The 21,573-nt window shown below is 38.9% G+C and carries 20 protein-coding genes; 14 read left to right on the top strand and 6 right to left on the bottom strand.

All coding sequences use genetic code 11. The annotated features are described in order from the left end of the window. Nucleotides 1–47: 47 nt before the first annotated feature. Together BTN98_RS06225 and BTN98_RS06220 are read right to left on the bottom strand one after the other, a co-directional pair. Complete coding sequence (locus BTN98_RS06225) at nt 48–722, bottom strand: peptidoglycan DD-metalloendopeptidase family protein (protein WP_060997553.1); 675 nt, start codon at nt 720–722, stop codon at nt 48–50. Nucleotides 723–745: 23 nt separating this feature from the next. Then, nucleotides 746–1,981, bottom strand: a complete 1,236-nt coding sequence (locus BTN98_RS06220) for an MFS transporter (RefSeq protein ID WP_060997554.1) — start codon at nt 1,979–1,981, stop codon at nt 746–748. Between the two features lie 257 nt (nt 1,982–2,238). Between BTN98_RS06220 and BTN98_RS20750 the strand changes: the two genes are divergently transcribed. Together BTN98_RS20750 and BTN98_RS06215 are read left to right on the top strand one after the other, a co-directional pair. Further along, entirely contained in the window at nt 2,239–2,364 is a 126-nt protein-coding gene (locus BTN98_RS20750; protein ID WP_268875317.1) for a hypothetical protein, read from the top strand. Next, the gene (locus BTN98_RS06215) at nt 2,346–2,891 is read left to right on the top strand and encodes a C69 family dipeptidase (protein ID WP_082732126.1); all 546 of its coding nucleotides are present in this window, start codon (nt 2,346–2,348) and stop codon (nt 2,889–2,891) included. The genes BTN98_RS20750 and BTN98_RS06215 overlap by 19 nt, the downstream gene beginning before the upstream one ends. 66 nt (nt 2,892–2,957) lie before the next feature. Here BTN98_RS06215 and BTN98_RS06210 read toward each other — a convergent pair whose 3' ends face one another. Further along, nucleotides 2,958–3,530, bottom strand: a complete 573-nt coding sequence (locus tag BTN98_RS06210) for a hypothetical protein (protein ID WP_060997556.1) — start codon at nt 3,528–3,530, stop codon at nt 2,958–2,960. A gap of 200 nt (nt 3,531–3,730) precedes the next feature. Here BTN98_RS06210 and BTN98_RS06205 point away from each other — a divergent pair, with 200 nt between their 5' ends. From BTN98_RS06205 to BTN98_RS06195, 3 genes are all read left to right on the top strand, one after another. Continuing rightward, nucleotides 3,731–4,321, top strand: coding sequence for a TetR/AcrR family transcriptional regulator (locus BTN98_RS06205; RefSeq protein WP_060997557.1), 591 nt, complete (start codon nt 3,731–3,733; stop codon nt 4,319–4,321). A 104-nt stretch (nt 4,322–4,425) separates the two neighbouring features. After that, nucleotides 4,426–5,454: an NADP-dependent oxidoreductase gene (locus tag BTN98_RS06200; RefSeq protein ID WP_060997558.1), complete on the top strand. Its 1,029-nt coding sequence runs from the start codon at nt 4,426–4,428 to the stop codon at nt 5,452–5,454. A 16-nt stretch (nt 5,455–5,470) separates the two neighbouring features. Further along, entirely contained in the window at nt 5,471–6,085 is a 615-nt protein-coding gene (locus tag BTN98_RS06195) for a glutathione S-transferase family protein (protein ID WP_060997559.1), read from the top strand. Between the two features lie 100 nt (nt 6,086–6,185). Here the strand turns inward: BTN98_RS06195 and BTN98_RS06190 are convergent, their stop codons facing one another. After that, the gene (locus tag BTN98_RS06190) at nt 6,186–7,550 is read right to left on the bottom strand and encodes a CynX/NimT family MFS transporter (RefSeq protein ID WP_060997560.1); all 1,365 of its coding nucleotides are present in this window, start codon (nt 7,548–7,550) and stop codon (nt 6,186–6,188) included. A 96-nt stretch (nt 7,551–7,646) separates the two neighbouring features. Between BTN98_RS06190 and BTN98_RS06185 the strand changes: the two genes are divergently transcribed. Then, nucleotides 7,647–8,429, top strand: coding sequence for an AraC family transcriptional regulator (locus BTN98_RS06185; protein WP_060997561.1), 783 nt, complete (start codon nt 7,647–7,649; stop codon nt 8,427–8,429). Nucleotides 8,430–8,558: 129 nt separating this feature from the next. Then, complete coding sequence (locus BTN98_RS06180; protein ID WP_060997562.1) at nt 8,559–9,329, top strand: class II glutamine amidotransferase; 771 nt, start codon at nt 8,559–8,561, stop codon at nt 9,327–9,329. A gap of 48 nt (nt 9,330–9,377) precedes the next feature. Here the strand turns inward: BTN98_RS06180 and BTN98_RS06175 are convergent, their stop codons facing one another. Then, nucleotides 9,378–9,656 (bottom strand): C69 family dipeptidase, encoded by a 279-nt coding sequence (locus tag BTN98_RS06175; protein WP_060997563.1) that lies wholly within the window; start codon nt 9,654–9,656, stop codon nt 9,378–9,380. Between the two features lie 370 nt (nt 9,657–10,026). On the opposite strand from BTN98_RS06175, the gene BTN98_RS06170 reads away from it, so the two are divergent. Then, the gene (locus tag BTN98_RS06170) at nt 10,027–11,601 is read left to right on the top strand and encodes a BCCT family transporter (RefSeq protein WP_060997564.1); all 1,575 of its coding nucleotides are present in this window, start codon (nt 10,027–10,029) and stop codon (nt 11,599–11,601) included. A gap of 102 nt (nt 11,602–11,703) precedes the next feature. Here the strand turns inward: BTN98_RS06170 and BTN98_RS06165 are convergent, their stop codons facing one another. Continuing rightward, nucleotides 11,704–13,170, bottom strand: a complete 1,467-nt coding sequence (locus BTN98_RS06165) for an SDR family oxidoreductase (RefSeq protein WP_060997565.1) — start codon at nt 13,168–13,170, stop codon at nt 11,704–11,706. Between the two features lie 544 nt (nt 13,171–13,714). Here BTN98_RS06165 and BTN98_RS06160 point away from each other — a divergent pair. From BTN98_RS06160 to BTN98_RS06135, 6 genes are all read left to right on the top strand, one after another. Further along, nucleotides 13,715–14,386: an ABC transporter ATP-binding protein gene (locus BTN98_RS06160; protein WP_060997566.1), complete on the top strand. Its 672-nt coding sequence runs from the start codon at nt 13,715–13,717 to the stop codon at nt 14,384–14,386. After that, a complete protein-coding gene (locus tag BTN98_RS06155; protein WP_060997567.1) occupies nt 14,367–16,826 on the top strand; it encodes an ABC transporter permease in 2,460 nt (819 codons plus the stop codon). Before BTN98_RS06160 ends, BTN98_RS06155 begins: the two co-directional genes overlap by 20 nt. Continuing rightward, nucleotides 16,826–17,935, top strand: coding sequence for a lipocalin-like domain-containing protein (locus tag BTN98_RS06150; RefSeq protein WP_060997568.1), 1,110 nt, complete (start codon nt 16,826–16,828; stop codon nt 17,933–17,935). The genes BTN98_RS06155 and BTN98_RS06150 overlap by 1 nt, the downstream gene beginning before the upstream one ends. Before the next feature lie 12 nt (nt 17,936–17,947). Then, nucleotides 17,948–18,637 carry a potassium channel family protein gene (locus BTN98_RS06145; protein ID WP_060997569.1) on the top strand — a complete coding sequence of 230 codons (690 nt, stop codon included), beginning with the start codon at nt 17,948–17,950 and terminating at the stop codon, nt 18,635–18,637. 159 nt (nt 18,638–18,796) lie between these two features. Then, nucleotides 18,797–19,978: a YcjF family protein gene (locus tag BTN98_RS06140; RefSeq protein ID WP_060997570.1), complete on the top strand. Its 1,182-nt coding sequence runs from the start codon at nt 18,797–18,799 to the stop codon at nt 19,976–19,978. Next, nucleotides 19,975–21,516, top strand: coding sequence for a GTPase family protein (locus BTN98_RS06135; RefSeq protein ID WP_060997571.1), 1,542 nt, complete (start codon nt 19,975–19,977; stop codon nt 21,514–21,516). The genes BTN98_RS06140 and BTN98_RS06135 overlap by 4 nt, the downstream gene beginning before the upstream one ends. The last annotated feature ends 57 nt before the right edge of the window (nt 21,517–21,573 follow it).

The raw sequence follows: 21,573 nt of genomic DNA, 5'->3' as shown, positions 1-21,573 counted from the left end.
AAAAGCAGATAGGGCGTTTTTTATATCAAGATCTTTTTTATATTGCTTTAATCAAGATCGCTACGTTTTAAGATCAAATTTGGGTTCGGGCAGTTATTGCGGTAGAACGTCAGCTCTGCAGGATCCACCACACCAATATAATCATCTTTATTTGTTCCCATATCCTCAATGATTTGTAAGTGCAGGTGAGGGGCCCAACCGCCATTTTCTGCTGTTGTACCCACTGCGGTAAATTGTTCTCCAGCGGTAATAATATCACCGATGTTTAATGTGGCATGTGCTGCTTGATGTAAGTGACCATATAGAGTGAAAAAAGTTATTCCTTCAAGCTGATGGCGTAAAATAACCGTTGGGCCATAATCCCCGTCACCTTGGTGATTAGCAATGCTATGTACTGTACCGTTGAGCGGTGCAAAGACAGGCGTAAGTGCTGCAACACCTAAATCGATACCCATATGAACAGTGCGATTTTGATTGTCACTAAAGTTAGCTTTATCTTGATAAATCAGACGCTGTTCTGCGTAACGGCCAATCACAATTTCAGCATCAATAGCTGTAGCTTGGCGGACTATTTCATCGGCAAAGCTGTGATCTGCGGTGACATTTTTCCAAAGTTCACTACTTGGTGAAAGATCGACGATTAATCCGCAGCCAAATTGGAGTGTTGGTGAAATAACGGGGTGAAAACAATGTGCAGCAAGTGTGCGAGCTAATGATGTCATCAGCAATGTCCTTGTTAAAGATATTAATAAGCAGCAACAGTAACTGTCGCTTTTTTACGTGGCACTAAAATCATTGCAATTAAATACCCGATAGCGGCAATTGCTGTCGGTAGAATTAAATCAATGTTTACAAATACACTGGTTAAATAACCACTTAATGTCCAGGCTAAACCTACCATTGCACTAGACAGTGCCATGACCCACCCTTGATCGGCCTCACTGGCTCTATCTGATAATGCTGTAATGTAAAACGGAAATGAAATCGCAACCATCACCGCAGTAAATATCATCGCTGCAATATGGGTATTTGGTGTTGGTGTAATAGCTAAAAGAACCATACCCATTGCAGCAAAAAGGGTGGTGATACGTAAGGCCGTATGCACATTAATACGCGCGAGAATAATGCGTGGAAGCAGTAATAATGAGCTGATCATGACCACACCAATTGCCATCATGAAATATTGGTAGAAGCTACTTTCAACGCTGATATTCCATTTTTGTGGAAAAATAAACGCAATGTTTTGAAAGTATAAACTCCAACTAAATTGACAAATAAACACAATCGCTAAACAAGGTAATAAACCGGCTTGGCTGCGCTTTAATGGTGCGATAAAAGAAAGAGGGTTCTCATTATTTAACGACATTTGAGCAGGTAATCGCACTAAATTCAATAAGATGAGACAAACAATAGCAATAATTAAACAAGCATAAAATGGAGATTGAGTACCATAAGTTGCTGATAGTTTACTGCCTAATGCTGGGCCAAATGACATTGCAGCTGTCATAACTACAGCGACTAAACTCATTAAGGTTGCTTTAGTTTTTCCTCGGCTATTATCAGCCAAAATAGCTTGTGCAATCGGCTGACTTGCAGAGCCGAGGCTATTGATCATATTGCCAGCAAATAATAATGCAATTGAACCGACAACAATGGCATAGATGGGCATAACAAAGCCAATTGCAGCAATAATTAAACACAATACCATTGTCGCTTTGCGGCTAAAACGGTCGGCAAAACGGGCAATTAATGGTGTAAAAAACATCGAGATAAAAGGGGCCGCCGACATTACAGTGCCAAACAAGGTTCGTCGTTGTTCAATTGGCATATTTTGCGCGATGGCGATTGAGTGATCGGTTAAAAATAAGCTGACATATGCTGGGATCGTAATAAAAAAACCAGCAGAACCAAGAAAAATAATGCAATAGAGTGTCAATAATGTGGTTGGTTTTAACGCCAAAGGTTGGCTTGAAGTAGGCATGTTTGGTGCGATTCCAGCGGACGATAATAATCGACTATTTTAATCGGGTATTATGTTGAATCAAGCAATTACGCTATTTATATTGATAGTAATAGTTAAAGTAATCTTTTAGCACGTGATCTTGTGAGCAAACAACAATGAAACGTATGTTTATAATGCATATGTGTATAGAATGCGGAGCTTTAAAAAATAAATATAAATTTATTTAAGATTGTGTATTGGTGTTTGTTGGTAGCGTGTAATTAAAGAGAGAATTAATGAATATTACTATTGTATTCAGTTTAGTCGTAATTACGCTTATATCGATGTTGAGCCTAACTGCTGAAGCGAATACTGGCTTAATTTTGCTAAAGCCTTTGGTGTCATCGGCGATACCGCATTAGCTCATTCTGGTGATCGGCCTATTCGTGTCGATCGTCAAATAGAATCGCATATTATTCAGTTAAGACCCAATATGCCGATACCTTTTCAAGGGGTTATTTGGCAAAGCTACGGAATATTGTCAGAGTCAATTTTAATTCCGCTCTATGCTGGGTTACATGGTTTTCCTGCAGCATATAAGACCGGAACAGATGAGTATTCTGATGACTCTGGTTATTGGCAATTTAGAAGTCTAACAACGCTTGCTACCACACACCCTATAAAGTATTTATCGTTTATTAATAACAATTGGCAACGCGCACAGCATAAGATTTATCAAACCTTTGCCAACACAGATAAACGATTAATTAGCCGTTATCAACAAGATCCAACTGTCGCAGTTAAAGCATCGGCAGATTATTCAACAAGACAACTAAATCAAATGCTAATGTTAGCAAAAAAAATGCGCTATAGGATCATGACAGATTTAACCCAAAGTACAGAAAATGGTTATTTAAGCTCGACTTATATGAATATTATAAGTATTTAAAAACAACAACGCCTTGTAGATAAATGACTCACTACAAGGCGTTATTTTTAGGCAATAGGTAGACAATTACTGATTAAGTGTAATTTCAGTATCTAAATCTTTTAATGCCATTTTTTGAATGTTAATACCAAACATCATTATGATAAGACACCAGTTTAGGTAAGGTAATTTACCGGCACGTAAACTGTCATTGACGTTTTCTGGCTTCCAATTAAATAATGCTGCGATATTGTCAGTTGTCATTTCTGCAAATAAACCACTGTCGATCAATTTAGCGAATTGATCGCTCGTTGGACATACAAACGTATTTTGACTACCAAATGCAGAAGGCTTAAATAAACGCAATACACGTTTAATTTCATCAACCTCAATCACTTTACCATTGGTTGCGATGTTAGGTCGGCCAATAAGTGCGGCAATAAAACACCAGCAAGGGTAAGGAATTGAAGAAACATCTAATGGCTCTTTCTTATATTTAGCTGTCCAGTTACAGATGTTTTTTTCTTGCAGGCCAGTTGCTAATGTAAGTTGCTTGGCATCATAACCATTATCTTTCAATAAGTTGATTGCTTCTGCAACCTCAGAAACTAGAGGCTTGCTCCACGTTGCAAAAGGGGTAAAGACATTTTCTCTAATCAAAACGATATTCCAATTGACAGTGTAATTCGAGTACTTTGCTAATGGTGTTGATCATACGTGTTCGGCGCTATATGTCTATTAATATCCGCTGTTATAAATAAGATAGAAACAAGGCCTTGATAATAAGTATTAACAACACAATCAAAAGAATGATTACAAAAGCCTAGACGACTGGTCTAGTCGGGTCTATAGTTGAGGTTATGAATACAAAAACACACGATACACGTCAGCATATTCTTAATATTGGTTACCAACTTGTGGTTGCTAAGGGGTTTACTAATGTTGGCTTATCAGAATTATTAAAAACAGCAGCTGTGCCAAAAGGTTCTTTTTATCATTATTTTAAATCGAAAGAGCAATTTGGTGAGGCGTTAATTGAAGATTATTTTGAATCTTACCTAGAGCATGTCGCCGCGATTTTAATCCAAGGCAAAGGCAATGGCTTTGAACGCTTAACTGACTATTTTTCACGTTGGTTAGAGATTGATAATGGTACCTGCAACGTCAATAAATGCGTGGTTGTGAAGCTAAGTGCTGAAGTATCAGATCTCTCTGAGTCAATGCGAGAAGCATTAAAAAATGGCGCATATCGCATTGTTAATTTAATTGCGCAGTGTATTGAAGGTGGCATAAAAGATGGCTCGATCATAGTAAAAGACAGTCAATTAATGGCACAAACATTGTATCAATTATGGCTTGGTGCCAGTTTATTTTATAAGTTGAGCCAAAATTTGCAGGTATTACAACAAGCATTAGTAACAACTAAAGTTCAACTACGTGCTGAAATTTAAATAATTAAATGATAATTATCCCGTTATAAAACTACGGGATTTTTTACAACGCAGAACTAGACGACTGGTCTATTGCTGGTGTTAACAATGAAAAGGAAAGCTCAATGACAAACGTAAATCGTAAAATCGTATTAGCTTCTCGCCCTGTAGGTGCCCCTGTGGTAGAGGATTTTTGTCTACAACAAACTGCCGTACCAACGATAACGGAAGGGGAGGTTTTACTGCGTAGTGTGTATCTATCTTTAGATCCGTATATGCGTGGCCGTATGAGCGATGCTAAATCATACGCAGAGCCTGTTGCTTTGGGTGAGGTGATGGTTGGCGGTACTGTATGTCAAGTTGAGCAGTCCAATCATGCTGATTACCGACAAGGCGAATGGGTATTATCTTATTCAGGCTGGCAGGATTATGCAATTTCTAATGGTGAAGGATTACTTAAATTAGGCATGCATCCAACACATCCATCTTATGCATTGGGTGTGATGGGGATGCCTGGTTTTACCGCTTATATGGGGCTACTTGATATAGGCAAACCGCAACAAGGTGATACGATTGTTGTTGCAGCAGCAACAGGTGCAGTTGGTTCTATGGTTGGCCAAATTGGTAAAATCAAAGGTTGCCGTGTGGTTGGTGTTGCGGGTGGTGAACAAAAATGTCGTTATGCCAAAGAAGTGTTAGGTTTTGATGATTGTATCGATCATAAAGCAGATGGTTTTGCTGAGAAATTAGCAAAAGCATGTGAGAAAGGCATTGATATTTATTATGAAAATGTGGGTGGTAAAGTGTTTGATGCGGTGTTGCCATTATTAAATACCGGCGCACGTATTCCATTATGTGGATTGATTTCTCAATATAATGCTACTGAATTACCGCAAGGCCCTGATCGTATGTCGATGTTAATGGGAACACTATTGGTTAAACGCATTAAAATGCAAGGTTTCATTATCTTTGATGATTATGCTGATCGCTATGATGAATTCGCTGCAGATATGAGCCAGTGGTTGGCTGAAGGTAAAATTCATTATCGTGAAGATTTAGTTCAAGGATTAGAAAATGCACCACAAGCATTTATTGGTTTATTAGACGGTAAGAATTTCGGAAAGCTAGTTATTCAAACTAATTCAGCGCAATAACAAGGTAGATTATATTATGATCACATTGCATCACTTAAATAAGTCACGTTCAAAGCGCATCATTTGGTTATTAGAAGAGCTAGGGTTGGAATATGAAGTAAAGCCGTATCTTCGTGATAGCATTACTTTTTTAGCCCCACCAGAATTGAAGGCTGTTCACCCATTAGGCAAATCTCCCGTTATTGAAGATAATGGAATAGTGATTGCTGAATCAGGAGCTATTACTGAATATTTGATTCAAACGTATGGCGCAAATCTAGCTCCTAAGCTTGGAACAGTGGCTTATGTTGAATATTTACAATGGTTGCACTTTGCTGAAAGTTCGGCAATTTTACCGTTACTATTAAAGATGTTTGTTGCTAAAGATGGCGCAAAAACCAATTTCTTAGAAGGTTATGCTGACGGCGAAGCTGAAAAAGTGATCGGCTACTTTGAACAGTGTCTTGAAGGTAAAACCTATTTGGTTGAAGAACGACTCACTGGAGCGGATATCATGATGTCGTTTATTGCTGAAATACTGCAAAATAATGGCATGATAGGGCATTATCCTAATATTCAACGCTATCAAGTGCAGTTAGCAACTCATGATAAATTTGGCAAAGCTGATCAGATTGAGCATCAATTTGGTTAACGCGAGCGGTAATTAGATAAAGGTCACGTTAAGTGGCCTTTTTTGAATGTTAAAAATCGCTACCAGCGGGGTATGCTGGTAGCGATATCTTGATGCAAGATTACTGTTTATTTCCAAGCGTGTTTTTCAGTTGGTCACGCTCTTTAGTAATACGCTGTAACTCTGCTTTTAGCTGTTTAATCTCAGCATGAACATCAGCATGAGGATGAGATTTAGCTTGCTGTTCTGTGTCTTCGATAATGATATCTTTGCCGCTCTGAGTGCGAACAATAATATGTGAACGACCTGCAAATAACGCTAACAATGCCCATATAATACATACACCTGCGGTCATAAGTAGTGGTGTGTGCCAGCTACCTGTCATTTCATGTAATGAACCAAAAATGATAGGACCTGTTGCTGCAAGTAGGTAACCCATACATTGCGCCATACCTGATAGTGCTGCAGCTTGATGTGCGTCATGAGTACGAATACCGACGAACGATAGACCAAGAATAAAACCACCACCACAGCTGAAACCGAAAGCAATAACCCATACAATTGCGTGCTCTGGCATAAATAGTAGGCCAAGAATACCGACGAATGACAGTATCGCCATTGCCACACTCATACCACGCTTATCTTTCATTTTTGCCATTAGTGGAATAAGTACTAATGCTGGAATCGCTGTTGAAAGTTGAAGCATACCGTGAATATAACCTGCTTGGTTTTCTGTGTAACCATTATCAATTAGGATACTAGGTAACCAGCTGATAAAGATGTACATAATGAACGAGTTAAGACCAAGGAAAATCGTTACCTGCCAAGCTGCAGCTGAACGCCATAAGTAACTATGGCTATCAATATCAGCAGTATCAGCTGATGGACGAGTATGACCACTTAACTGTGGTAACCATACTAAGATAGACAGAGCTGGAAAAATAATGACACCAGCAAGTGAGAATGCCCAGTTTGGAATAGCAGTAATATGAAGTTTTTCTGCTAAATTAAACAAAGGAATAGCAGAACTAGAGCTTACTGTTGAACCAATACCCATAACAAGCACATAAACAGCTGTTAATGTTGGTACTTGAGTTGGAAAGTCTCTTTTAAGTAAACTTGGTAGTAATACGTTACCAATGGCAATACCGACACCAATAATACAGGTACCTAAAAACAGCATTGTGGTTGAACCAGAAGAACGAACTACGATACCTGCTGCGACGAGTACCAGTGCCAACATAAGTGAGGGCTCAAGTCCCATTTTTCTTGCTAGGCCAGAAGATATTGGTGAGAAAATGGCAAAGGCTAGCAAAGGTAATGTGGTAAGCATACCGGCTTGTGTAGCTGATAAGCCAAGATCATGAGAAATAAAATCTAGAATAGGACCTAGACCTGTGATTGGTGCACGGAGGTTACTTGCAATTAGCAAGATTCCTGCGATCACCAGCGCTGGATGCGCAATCTTACGTAAGTTGTGTGACATATCAGTCTCCTATAAAAGCGTTGGAATAATAATAAACTTTACTTTTATTTCTGTATTCGGGTATATTGACAACTTGTATCTAAAAACGGACATATCATGAATTTTAAAACCAGTTTTATGGAATTTGATACCGATCTCTACCCACAGAAGGTACTAGCATTACGTATTGCTGGTGTTGAAAAAGAAGAGGAAGTGCCATTCCACCAACATCATAAAGGTCAGTTAGTGATGCCTCTGACAGGGTTTGCGAAGTGTCATATAAATGATGCAGTGTGGATGGTGCCAGCACATTGCGCTGTATGGATTCCAAGCCAAGTACCACACAGTAATCGAATTTCACCAGATGCTGATGTCTGTATGCTATTTGTTGAGCAAGATATTATCGGCATGCCAAATAAAGCTTGTACACTTTCTATTTCACCTTTATTGCGTGAGTTAATTGTTCGTCTTGCTCAAGAAGAGCAGGATTACGATAAAGAAGGGTCAGTAGCACGTTTAGTGGATGTATTAGTTGATGAATTAATATCAATGCCAACAGAGCATTTTGATTTTCCGATTCCGGCAGAACATCGTTTAAACCAAATTGCAAAACGGTTACTGGCAAATCCAGGTGATAGAAATACAGTAGGTGAGTGGGCGACGCAGTTTGCAATGAGTGAGCGAACATTAGCACGTCTAGTTAAGCAGGAGATAGGCTTAACATTTGGTCGTTGGCGTGGTCAGTTACATATTGTGGTAGCACTTCAAAAACTATCAATGGGTGAGTCAGTTCAACGTGTAGCAGAAGACTTAGGCTATGAGTCTGTAAGCGCGTTTATTTTGTTTTTTAAAAAAACCTTAGGACGACCACCAAAGCAATATATGAAAGAGCGAGAATAAACAAGTGTTAACAAAATGCATATTAGTAACTGGGTTATGGATAAACGACATAAACATAGTGATCAAGCTAACTGCATGATAAATTAGTCTACTTTATTAGTATTTTTTGTTTTGAGTAAGGAATACGCTATGTCCCGATGGTTAGCCTATCACGGCGATAGTATCTATTTGGATGAGTTAATTTATCAACCAGAACATTCATTAATTCAGCAAAGTGTTGAATCAAATAAGAAACGAACGATTCGAGTTAATGGCGATGGGTTTGGATTGGGGTGGTATTCTCATCGCGCATTACCTGGTTATTACCATGATATTTTACCAGCATGGGGGGATGAAAATTTACGATCATTAGCCCATCATATTAGCTCACACCGTTTTATGGCACATATTCGCCATTCAACAGGCTCACAAGTATCACGGGTTAATTGTCATCCGTTTGTGCTTGATAATTGGATGTTTTTGCATAACGGTCATATTGGTGGCTTTGATCAGGTTAAATTTACGCTGGTACGTCAATTAACAGAAGAACTATTTTTAAAACGTGTGGGAACAACCGATAGTGAATTGATTTTCTTGATGATGATTAAAAATGGTTTGAGAGTCGATCCGATTGCTGCGGTTAATCAGACACTCTATGAAATTGAACAGGCGATGGAAGATAAGTCGATCACTGAACCATTAACAACATCATTGTGTATTTCAGATGGCGAGCAGTTTTGGGTGGTACGTTATAGTTCTGATCATCAGCCACCTCCTGTCTTTCTTCAACGATCATCAAATAAGACGATCATTGCATCTGAGCCTTTAGATTATTCAGATTCATGGCAGAAAATCCCTCGTCAAACAATTACTCATATTGTGAACAATCATTGTACTCAATATGATCTAATTATTGATTGATTAATTTTTTACTATCGTAAGTTAAAAAAGGCAGTTATATACTTTCAACTAGAAAAAGAAAGTTAATAATTGCCTTTTTGATAGCAATAACATACAGAAGCGTAGGCCTAACTTGCAGAATGTGAGATTGATAAGTTCTAAAGAAAGATACTTATCGGTATCATTAGGAAGAAAACGTTGTAGTCGACTTTGATTGGCAGAAACAAAATAATCATGATTATCCAGTTTAGTTGCCATCCATTGATGACCACTGCCTGTTTCTAAATACCAGATCCCCGTTTTATCAACACAAGCGACACCAAACCCTTCAACTATCCCTTTCTTCAATAATACTGCCTAATAGTTGCACACCATCTTTGGCTGTTTTCGCGCGCGCAAAAATCACAGTTACTGGATTGTGAGAATCGACAAAGTGCTCACTAAGTTTGCAATTATTATCACCAATATGATTTGTTCAGTAATTAATTTAGAGTGTGCTAAAACGTATTTTTAAAATGTATTTTTTATGGTTACGATAATTTTTATTTGTTGTGATTTGTTTTTGTACGACAAAAATATAAGTTTCTGTTTTTAAATTACAAAGTAATAGAAATGTTTGTAATTGTGCTTTTTCATTGAAATTTAAAGATAAAATTATCTGGTGTTAATATAAAGATACTGATAGTGTGTCTTCCCTCACACACAGCGTGAGACATTTATGCAACGCAATACAAGCCAAATTAGTAATGATACAACACCAAATATTGTTATGGGACTAAAGGGTTTAGATAATAAACTTGTTCCAGCACTAACGATTGGGTTTATTTCCTTATTCGTCCTTTCTGCTTTAATTGATATGCCCGCTTTCACGGCAATGATTCAAACATCATTTAGCTCTGCAGCCAAAACCTTTGGGTCAAGCTGGCAGTGGTTGATGTTAATTAATTTTTTCCTAGCATTAATTATTGCAATTAGTCCATTAGGTAAAAAAGTCATGGGTAGTGTCAGTAAACCGACAATTGGTACGTTTCGTTGGTTAGCAATGATCATGTGTACACTACTTGCTGGTGGTGGTGTTTTTTGGTCTGCAGCTGAGCCTATTTATCACTTTATGACACCTTCGCCATCATTTCCTGGCATAAAAGGCGGTACACTGGCCGCTGTCGCTCCGGCATTAGATCAAGCCTTTTTACATTGGGGATTTCTTGCTTGGGCAGTATTAGGTACGTTATCAACAATTGTTCTTATGTATGCTCACCACGATCATGGCATTAAATTACGTCCACGCGCTTTATTATTTCCACTTTTTGGACACCGTTTAGAGAACCATTGGGTAGGTAGTGTTATTGATGCTTGTGCAATTATTGCTGTTGCTGCTGGTACTATCGGTCCGATTGGCTTTTTAGCATCGCAGCTAGGTTATAGCTTAGAGTTATTAACCGGTTTAGAAAATAACACTCAATCTCAGCTTATTATTCTGGCAGTTGTGGTCGCGATTTATTCGGCTTCTGCAGCGTCAGGTATGGATAAAGGCCTCCAATGGCTATCACGCCTTAATGTTATTGGTGCATTTGTACTATTAGCGGCAATGTTGCTTTTAGGACCAACAACATTCTTACTCAGAGAGTTTGGTTCTGCTTTTGGTAGTTACTTACAAAATATGGGCACAATGAGTTTAACGACGGCCAAGCCTGAGTGGAACGTGTGGTGGACATGGTTCTTTTGGGGCTGGTTTATTGGTTTTGCACCAATGATGGCGATTTTTATCGCTCGAATATCTGAAGGCCGCAGTATTCGTAGTTTGATCTTATGCGTTGCTGTTGGTGCACCGATTGCGACAAACTTTTGGTTTGCAGTACTTGGTGGTACAGGTATTTCATTAGAGCTTAACACCCCAGGTATCATCTCGGGACCATTAAATGATGGTGGTTTACCGTCGGTATTATTAGCAACGTTATCTAATTTACCATTGAGTTATATTTTATTGCCTGCTTTTTTAGTGTTGACGACAACTTTTGTGGTTACCACGGGTGATTCAATGGCATATTCAATTGCAATGGTAGTGTCAGGAGATAATGAACCGAGTAGTAAGCATCGTTTATTTTGGGCGATTACTATGGGTGTTGTTGCTGCAGTATTATTACTTGCCGGTGATGGTGGTTTAAATGCGCTGCAATCGTTTATTGTTATTACTGCAGTGCCTGTTTCATTACTGATTGGATTAACTTTACTAAGTGGACCAATTGCAGCATTAAAAATGACATGCTCATCAAAAACGACCGAAACAGCGTAATAAAGTGCATATGATGTGATAAACACATTGTAAGTTAAGTGATTATAAATAAAACCGAAAGCATTTAATCGTGTTTTCGGTTTTTTATGGGGTAATGAAGGGTTATTTGGTATCGATATTACCTTCTTGTATTTTAGCTTTACAGCGCTTCACTAAGGCGTGAGTCATGCCTCGGAAAATAAATAAGTGTGCTGGCATCATTGCAAACCAATACAGTAATCCCATGAAACCTTTTGGGTGCCACCATGCACGAATATCAACTGTTCGATGATCGCCACAATCTTCAATTGTGAACTCTAAACGACCTAAACCAGGGGCTTTCATACCAAATAATAAAGATAGGAAATGATTTTTTTCTAGGCTAATCACTTTCCATGAATCGATTTGATCACCAAGTTGTAACTTGTGTGGATCACGACGATGACGTTGTAGCGCATTTCCACCAATCATGGCGTCCATCCATTCGCGAACACGCCATAAGCTATTAGCATAAAAATAGCCTTCTTCGCCACCTATCAGCTGTACTTGACGCCAAAGATCTTCACAACTTGCGTCTGTTTTAAGCGTATAACCCGCTTGTTTAGGGTAATAGCCATAACCTGTTTGCCAACGTAATAACGCGTCAGGATCAAATCCCCAAATTTCACTCTTCACTAACTCAGTATTCATTGCTAGCGTTTCTTGGATCGCTTCTTCATAGCTAAGTAGATGTTGAGGAATTCGGCGCTGAAGCTCACTACCATCAGCAGGAAGGTCGCAACTTAACCCTCCAATCAGTGCGCGTGCAATATTGGTTGGAACTGAAGTGATGAAACGTAACCAGTAAGCCGCCATTTTAGGACTTAACCATTTTAATGGAATGACGCGAATGTTTTTACCATGCATTTTACTTAGTCTGACCATTTGATCTTTATAAGTCATTTGCTCTGGGCCCGCGACATCTAAAATAAGATTATGTTCTTGAGGGCAGTCAATAAGCTCTGTAAGGTAATAGAGCAGGTTACGTAATCCAATGGGGGAGTTACGAGAAGTCACCCAACTTGGTGTTAGCATAATCGGTAGGTGATAGACAAAATCTTGCATTACCTCAAAGGCGGCAGAGCCTGGGCCAATAATAATACCGGCGCGTAGTTCTGTTATACATTTCCCACTTTCACGAAGAATATTCCCTGTTTCTTTACGCGCGGTTAAGTGTTTTGATTGTGATGTATTTATATGTGGTTGTAATGCACCAAGATAGACAACATGTCCTACGTTACTAAGACCGAGATAATGGCTAAAACGACGTGCACAATCGAGTTCAAATTCTATAAAGTCATGGCCGTGGTTCATACCGTGGACTAAGAAATAAACTGTATCAATATCTGTAAATAGTTCGGTTAAATCCTGATCGATATCTAAATCTAATTCAACAAGCTTTAAATTATCAATGCTTCCCCAACCACGTTTTTCTAATAATTTAAGATTACGTCCTGTTGCTCTTACGTGATGGCCAAGTTCCAATAAGTTAGGCACTAAATGACTGCCGATATAACCAGAAGCTCCGACGACAAGAATATTTTTGCTCATTAACTAACCACTCTAAATTCCGTGTTGCGATATAGGAATGCAAAAATGCTGAAAATAAATGTTTTAAGATCGTATTTTTAGATAATGGCTTTTTATTGATTAAAAGCAATTATAAACTTCAAAAGATGATAGTTTTTATTGGTTAATATGATTATTATCACTACGAATATTATGGTGTTTAACGCATATACTGAATCTACGATATAAATTAAAACAGTATTCACTGTAGTAGGACTATAGCTATGTTTTAATAACTAATCTTGTTTATTTTTATATTAGGGAAGAGCTTTTTTATCATAGTTATTAATGTTGAAATTTAGGTAATGATATTGCTTTTAGTGATTGTTTATTGTTCTTATTCTGTAGCTATCTATTGTTAAAGTCTAATATTTTATTTTATAGGGAGTTAAGTGACAATACTTAATGCCAAAACTGTTATATCAAGGATAAAGCAGGTAATATTGCATAATTATTTATGTTGGTTATTAGAGACCAACATAAAAAGTAGTTAATGTGTAATGCAAGTAAACGTTGGTGATGGAACATGTTACGACTATCTGAACTCTGCAAAGGTTATCTAGACGGTACTGAGTATCATTCTGTACTTCAGGGGGCTAATTTATTGCTAAATCCTGGCGAGCAATTAGCACTTATGGGTGAGAGTGGATCAGGGAAAAGTACGCTATTAAATTTAATCGCAGGGCTTGATAAGCCTGAGTCGGGTGAAATATGGTTAGGTAATATTGGCATACACGCGATTTCTGAACGCGAGCGTACCGCGTTTCGCCGTAAAAATATCGGTTTGGTATTTCAACAATATAATTTATTACCAACGCTAACGGTTGCAGATAATATTCGTTTTTGTCGTCAGTTAAAAGGCTTAGCTGATGACGATAAACTATGGTTAAAACTTATTTCCGCACTCGATTTGAGACCTTTATTATTACGTTACCCTGAAGAAATTTCAGGAGGCCAACAGCAACGAGCTGCGATTGCTCGTGCTATTTATATGGAGCCGACATTGTTACTTGCGGATGAACCGACCGGAAGTTTAGATGAACGTAATGCTGATGCTGTTATACGGTTACTTATTTCATTAACGAAACAACTTCATTGTACGTTATTAGTCGTGACCCACAGTGAAAAAGTTGCTGCCCATATGCAGGGATGTATTCGTTTGCAAGGAGGTCAGCTAAATGTTGCGCCCCGTAGCTAATGCTCTTTGGGGGCATTATCGCCGTCATCCTCTGCAAATTGTTTTAGTTTGGCTTGGATTAACATTAGGCATTGCGCTATTAGTTGGTGTAATGGGCGTTAACCAGCAAGCGAAAGAAAGTTACCGTAAAGGCGAGCAACTTTTTTCCAATCCATTTCCATACCGTATTCGTCACGCTCAAATTGGTATGAATGTCCCGCAAGGTTTCTATATTCAAATGCGTCGTGCAGGGCTTAAAAGCTGCGCACCATTAATTGAGTACCGCATTGTTACCGAGAAACAACGTGATTTCCAATTATTAGGGATTGATCCCGTTGCGATGTTGGGCGCAATAAAAAATACAGTTATTGATGAAAATAAGATCAAATTATTAACATTAATGCATCCACCATATTCAATCATGCTTGGAGAGCAATTAGCTAGTTATATTGGAATCAAAAGTGGTGATATGCTAACTCTTGATTCGGGTCGACAAATTGGTCCGATGAAAGTAATCAGTGATAGTCGTATGAATGATTCTCGTATGGTTGCTGATATTGCACTCTTACGTGAATTAAAGCCAAGCTCAGGATTTAATTCTGTTGTTTGTGGCGAGATGAGCCGCAAACAGTTAATGAAATTAACCCATATTTTGCCACCAGGTTTAACATTAGAACGTAAACAAAGCGCTAAATTAGAACCCTTGACGAATGCATTTCATTTAAATTTATTCGCTATGGGTATGCTTGCATTTGTGGTTGGGTTATTTATTTTCTATCAAGCAATGTCGTTATCGTTAGCACAAAGACAGCCGCTTGTTGGTATTTTACGCCAACTTGGTGTGACAGGTGCTCAGCTTGCAGGGGCATTAATTGGTGAGTTGTGTCTATGGGTAATACTGGGGCTTATTGGCGGTAATATTATTGGACTATTGCTAGCACAACAATTATTACCATCGGTTGCAGCATCATTGAATGATTTATATAACGCCAATGTTAGCCTTCAAGTGCATTGGAATTGGCAGTGGGGTGCGGCAAGTTTAGCCATCGCTATTTTTGGTTGTGCTTTTGCTTGTACATGGCCATTAGTACGATTAATTAAATCGCCGCCAGCACGTTTAGCAACTCATCTATCATTAGTGCGTTTTAGTGGTCGAGAGTTTGCGTGGCAAGCGTTGTTTTCTTGCGTGTTTATCCTCGGTGCTTTTGCTGTTTATAAATTACCACACGGGCAACTTGCTGGGTTTGCGTTAATTGCATTTATTTTGATTGCATCTGGCTTAATGATGCCTTACTTATTGTGGTTACTATTTCACCTTTTAGGCAATATAAGTCGTAGAGCCCGTATGCGGTGGTTCTTCTTCGATGCTGCAGCAAGCTTAAGTTACCGCGGTATAGCAGCAATGGCATTTATGCTGGCATTGGCATCGAATATTGGCATGGAAACCATGGTGGGCAGTTTTCGAAACACCACTGAAAATTGGCTTGAGCAACGATTGGCTGCCGATATTTACGTTCGTCCTTCGATGAATATGGCACCACGTATTTCAAAATGGCTGCAAGAGCAACCAGACGTCGAGCAAGTATGGTGGCGGTGGCAAAAACAAACGCCATCAGATAGCGGCACTATTCAAGTCATGAGTATTGGTCAAACTGTCGGTGAGAAAAAAGCACTGTCACTAAAAGAGGAAAGTCTTAATTATTGGCAAAAACTACATCATACTCGTGCGGTAATGGTTAGCGAATCTATGGCATTAAAACACCATTGGAAAACTGGCGATATTATTAATCTACCTGCGCCGATGAATGAAGGTTGGCATGTTGTTGGTATTTATTATGATTATGGTAATCCTTATGGACAGGTGCTTATTTCTCAAAAAAAATGGCAACGCTTTTGGCCGCATTCAGGACAAGTAGGACTAGCTATTCATTTAAAAAATGGTGCAAAGGCAGAGCTATTATTGGCCAAGTTAGGTGAACAATTTAGATTACAGCCAGAACGCGTTCGTAACACTGCCGCATTAATGAAACAAGCGATGGTGGTATTTGATCGTACTTTTGTTGTGACATCAACGTTGGGTCATTTAACGCTATTTATTGCTATTTGTGGATTATTCTTCGCAACAATTGCGGGTGAAATGTCTCGACAGCGGCAATTTTCATTATTGCGTTGTATGGGAATGACCGGAATGGAATTGACATTACTTGGTGGTGGGCAATTACTGGTTATTGGTTTGATGACCGCATTAATGGCATTACCGCTAGGGTTACTTTTAGCCCAGTTATTGATTGACGTAGTATTGAAATATTCATTTGGTTGGACAATGCAAATACAGTATTTCCCGTATGACTATTTGTTGACATTAAGTACGGCTTTATTGGTGCTATTAGTCGCAGGAGCGTGGCCAGTATGGCGTTTAGTGCGTCGTTCTGCGATTTTATCTTTACGAGAGTCATTTTAATGAGCGCTACAACCAAAGGATCGCGTTGGCATTTATTTTCTGTCGCGATCATAATTATAAGCATGATGTTATTAGGTGGTTGTGATGATCAGCCCGTGCGAAGTAACACCGTAAAAACACTGACTCAATCACAAAACTTTGTATTTGAACCGGTGGTTAAAGGTGAGCCCATCATTTTTCCTCGAGATTATGGTGAGCACCCTCAATATCTTGCTGAATGGTGGTATTTAACCGCAAATCTAAAAACAGAAACAGGGAAAGAAATCTCGGTGCAATGGACGCTATTTCGAATGGCAACCAGTGATGACGAGCTGACGGGTTGGAAAACGCCACAGATGTATATGGCGCATGCGGTGATAACCACGAAAAAGAAAATTTGGACAGCAGAAAGATTTGCACGTGGGGGAATTGGTCAAGCAGGGGTGAGTCTTAAACCGTTTCGTGCTTGGCTAGATAATTGGTCATGGCGAGCACCAACCAGCAATCCTTTTCCTGGTGAGCTTGAATTCTCTGATGATGATATGTTAGCTCGATTAAATATCAATCAAAATGGAACGATTATTTTACAAGGTGATAAAGGCTATAGCCAAAAACATCCGCTACTTGGTATTGCTTCTTACTATTACAGTGCGCCATTTTTGAATATTGATGGAATCATTGAGTTAGATGGTGAGCAATATAAAGTTGATGGCCGTGGTTGGTTTGATCGTGAATGGAGCAGTAGCATGCTCAGCGCGAAACAGCTGGGGTGGGATTGGTTTTCGATTCATCTTGAAGATGGTAGTGCGTTAATGGTGTCACAGTTACGTGAAAAAGGACAAACACCTTATTTTATCGGTTCACGTTCGTGGCCTGATGGTACTATGGTGACATTAGATAATAATCAAATTCGTATGAAGCCAATGCATTTTCGAGAAGTCAGTGGTATTTCTTTTCCATTAAGTTGGTTAATCGAAATTCCATCGCAAGGATTAAAACTTCAAACAAATGTTGTACGGCGTGATCAGTGGTTACATTTTTTATTCCCGTATTGGGAAGGCCCAATAAACGTGACTGGGTCACAAAAAGGTAAAGGGTTTATGGAGCTTACAGGGTATGAACAACAATAAGGAATATTGTCAATGTTGAATAAAAAAAGCCAACACATTAATAATCAAAACAATTTCTTCTATTTGACATTAGCTTTAGTGTTCTTATTGATCAGTGCATCGTTAGATAAAGTGATCACATCGGGCCTGTTGCAATACATACTTGAAGCTTTTACATTAATAACTTTCGGTATTTGCCTATTAAGTTTACGGTTTGATAAGAGTTGGTTTAGATTTTTATTATCGTTAGTGGTTGCATGGCTGGTGGCGGTGATTACTCGCGCAGTTTTAGGCGTCGAAGAAATAGAAGTGATCATGTTGTTACTGATGTTTATCTTTTTTTATGGCACTTTTCGTTCAATCATGCGGCAAATACTGTTTACTGGCTCGATTAATACCAACAAAATCATTGGCTCAATGACCTTGTTTTTATTGCTTGGTTTAATGTGGGCTATTGGTTATTTAATTTTAATTCACTTCTTGCCAGGATCATTTCATGGAATTAATAAAGGCCCATGGCATGAAAACTTTGCTGATGCGGCTTATTTTAGTTTTGTAACCTTAACCACTCTGGGTTACGGCGATATTTTACCTATTACCCCTATAGCTAAAGTATTTGCATATCTTGAAGCGATTGTAGGGGTGTTTTACATGGCAATCGTGGTATCAAGTTTAGTTAGCTCAAGCCGTGTGCAGTATTTTAATGATAATTCTGATGATTAAACAGCGTTATCAATTAGGTTTATAAGGTTATAAAAAAGAGAATAGTCATTTAGATTATTCTCTTTTTTCATTTAATGCTATGTTGCTAATACTGATTAAACAGCGATATATGAAAATAGAGTCAATAACTGTTTTACTATTTTAGATATAGAAGGTGATATGAATCGCTTCTTTAAGAAAGTTTATCAATATATAAATCCCAACGTTAACCCTGATTTGGCGCCTGCGTTTGATGAATGGCAAAAACACATACCAACATTATGGCTACTAGGGAAAACAGGGGCAGGTAAATCAACTATTATTCAGACTCTTACAGGTAATAGTTTGGTTGAAATAGGCAATGGTTTTCAACCTTGTACACGAACAGCACACCAGTACCTTTATCCAGTTGAAAGCCCGTTAGTGTGTTTTCTTGATACGCGAGGATTGGGTGAGGCGGATTATGATCCTAGTGAAGATATTGCGATGTGTAGTGGCAAAAGCCATGCATTGCTGTTGGTAATGAAAGCAGAAGAGCCGGAGCAATCAGGCCTATTAAATGCTTTAAAACAGATAAAACGCAGCGGTGTAATTAAACATTTGCTGGTTATTCACACTGCGGTTAATAGCATTGTTGATACTCAAGAACGCCAACGGGCGATTGATTATAACCACCAACGAGTGATGGACATCTGGGGAATAAAGTCTGCTCAATGGCAATCACAAACTGCTACTATCTATCACCCTATAGTGGTTGATTTGATCCCTGATGATGAACAGTTTATCGGCCTTGATGACTTACATCATGCGTTAAATGATGCGCTACCGATGTTGAGTTTATTATCAAATCAACAAGCGCATACTAATCGTGAAGAACAAAATTTTTACCAGCTGCGTCAAGAAGTGTTGTGGTACGCAGGTGCTGCTGGTGCTAGTGATGCAATTCCTGCTGTGGGGTTATTTAGTGTGCCAGCTATTCAAGGTAAGATGCTGCATAGCCTTGCCAATCAGTATGGTGTTAGCTGGAATAAGAAAGATTATGCTGAATTTGTTGGTATGCTCGGTTCTGGTTTTTTATTGCAATATTTATCTAAATTAGGCTTGAATCAATTAGTGAAGTTTATTCCTGCTTATGGTCAAACCGTAGGGAGTGCAACGGCAGCTGCGATGAGTTTCTCATCAACTTATGCTATTGGCCGCGCTGCTTGTATGTATTTGTATCACCGTAGTAAAGGCGAACCAATTTCTAAAGATCAAATTAAATTGGCTTATCAACAAGCATTTACGACTGTCAAAAACATAGCGGATCGACAACAAGTTACTCAAGCATCGAAAAGCAACATCGAAAAGGACAGCCAATGAAACGGATCAGTAAAAGTTATCAGTTAATCAATCAACTTTCAGAAGGTTTTTTGCCGTTAGTGATGTCGGCTATCTGTTTACCGGTATTGGTATTAGCGGGCTTTGGTGTAGTTGATCTTATTCAGCAAGGATTATGGTGGTTATTCTTTGCCATTATTGCTGGTGGCTGTTTATTGGCGTTTGTACCTTATTGGTGGCTGCGCCGTAAACGTGTCGTTGCTGATGCTGTCATTGATGATATTGCACCATTACGCGTAGCAGCTAATCCTCAATGGAGCGAGCACGATCATCAAGTGTGGCAACAAATGACAGCTGTGATAGATAAACAGCTAGCGGAAGATGCGGCATGGGAAAGTTTACAAGCCCATGCTTATGTGTTGGTGGCTGATGTCGCGGCACAATATCATCAACAATCAAACACGCAAAAACTGGCATTTACAGCGCCAGAGTTTTTAATGATGGTTGAAGAGGTGAGTCGTCGTTATCGTCATTTTTTACAGCAACATGTACCATTTTCAGAAAAAATCACTCTCACAAGCTTGAAGCAAGGTTATGCACTTAAAGATAAAATGGGGTATGCAAAAAGTGCTTATGACGTTTATCGTTTATTTCGTATAGCGACCCCCACAGGTTGGTTAGCAGAAGTACGAGGATTAGTCGTTGGTAAGTTATTTGATGATGTCAGTGCTGAAGTCCAAGCTAAATTAAAAGCAACGTTACTCCAAGAAGTGGCATCAGTAGCGATTGATTTATATGGTGGTCGTTTTAAGCTTGATGATGCCGCCGTGCCCCATAGTCAGCTACACGATCAAGATAAACAAGCGACAGCGATAGCGGTTGAGCCATTGCGTGTAGCTGTTGTGGGTCAGGTGAGTGCTGGCAAATCCTCGGTGATTAACGGCTTACTGGGTGAAATTGCTGCTGAAGTGAGTGCCTTACCGTCAACCGATAAAGTCACGACCTATAAATGTGAAGTTGAAGGGCTTGATTTAATAAATCTTATCGATTTGCCCGGTATTGATGGCAGTGTAGAAACCGATAAAGAATTGCTTAAACAAATGACTCAAAGTGATATGGTTATTTGGGTATTAAAAGCTAATCAATCATCACGTCAAGTTGATGTCGCTTTAAAGGGATCATTAGATAATTTTTATAAACAACAGCAAAATCAGCATCGAAAAGCGCCTAAGGTGATCATGTTGGTGAACCAAGTCGACAAACTTAAGCCGATTGATGAGTGGTTACCGCCTTATGACTTAAATGCCCCACAAACCCCAAAAGGACGTATTATTGCTGACGCTGTAAAATATAACTGTGAAATTATGGACGCTGAATATATTTTGCCGTTTTCTGTTAGTCGTGATCGTATTCCCTATAATCTTGATAGCTTACAATCACAGCTACAGCAGGTTTATCAAGATGGTATTAATACCCAACTTAATCGTCGCCGTGCGCAAGGAGAGACGATTGATTATAGTGAGCAAGCGAAGCGACTATATCGATTAGGTAAATTAGTTTTTGATGCGGCAACAAAATAACAGTTATTGCGAACAATAAAAAATGGCCTTGATAGTAAGCATCTTTAAGTATAAGAC

Origin of the sequence: Photobacterium aquimaris, assembly GCF_002954455.1 — a bacterium.
Taxonomy (GTDB): Bacteria; Pseudomonadota; Gammaproteobacteria; order Enterobacterales; family Vibrionaceae; genus Photobacterium; species Photobacterium aquimaris.
Note: the sequence above shows the minus strand (reverse complement) of the source record. Positions and strands in the feature narration are given on the sequence as shown.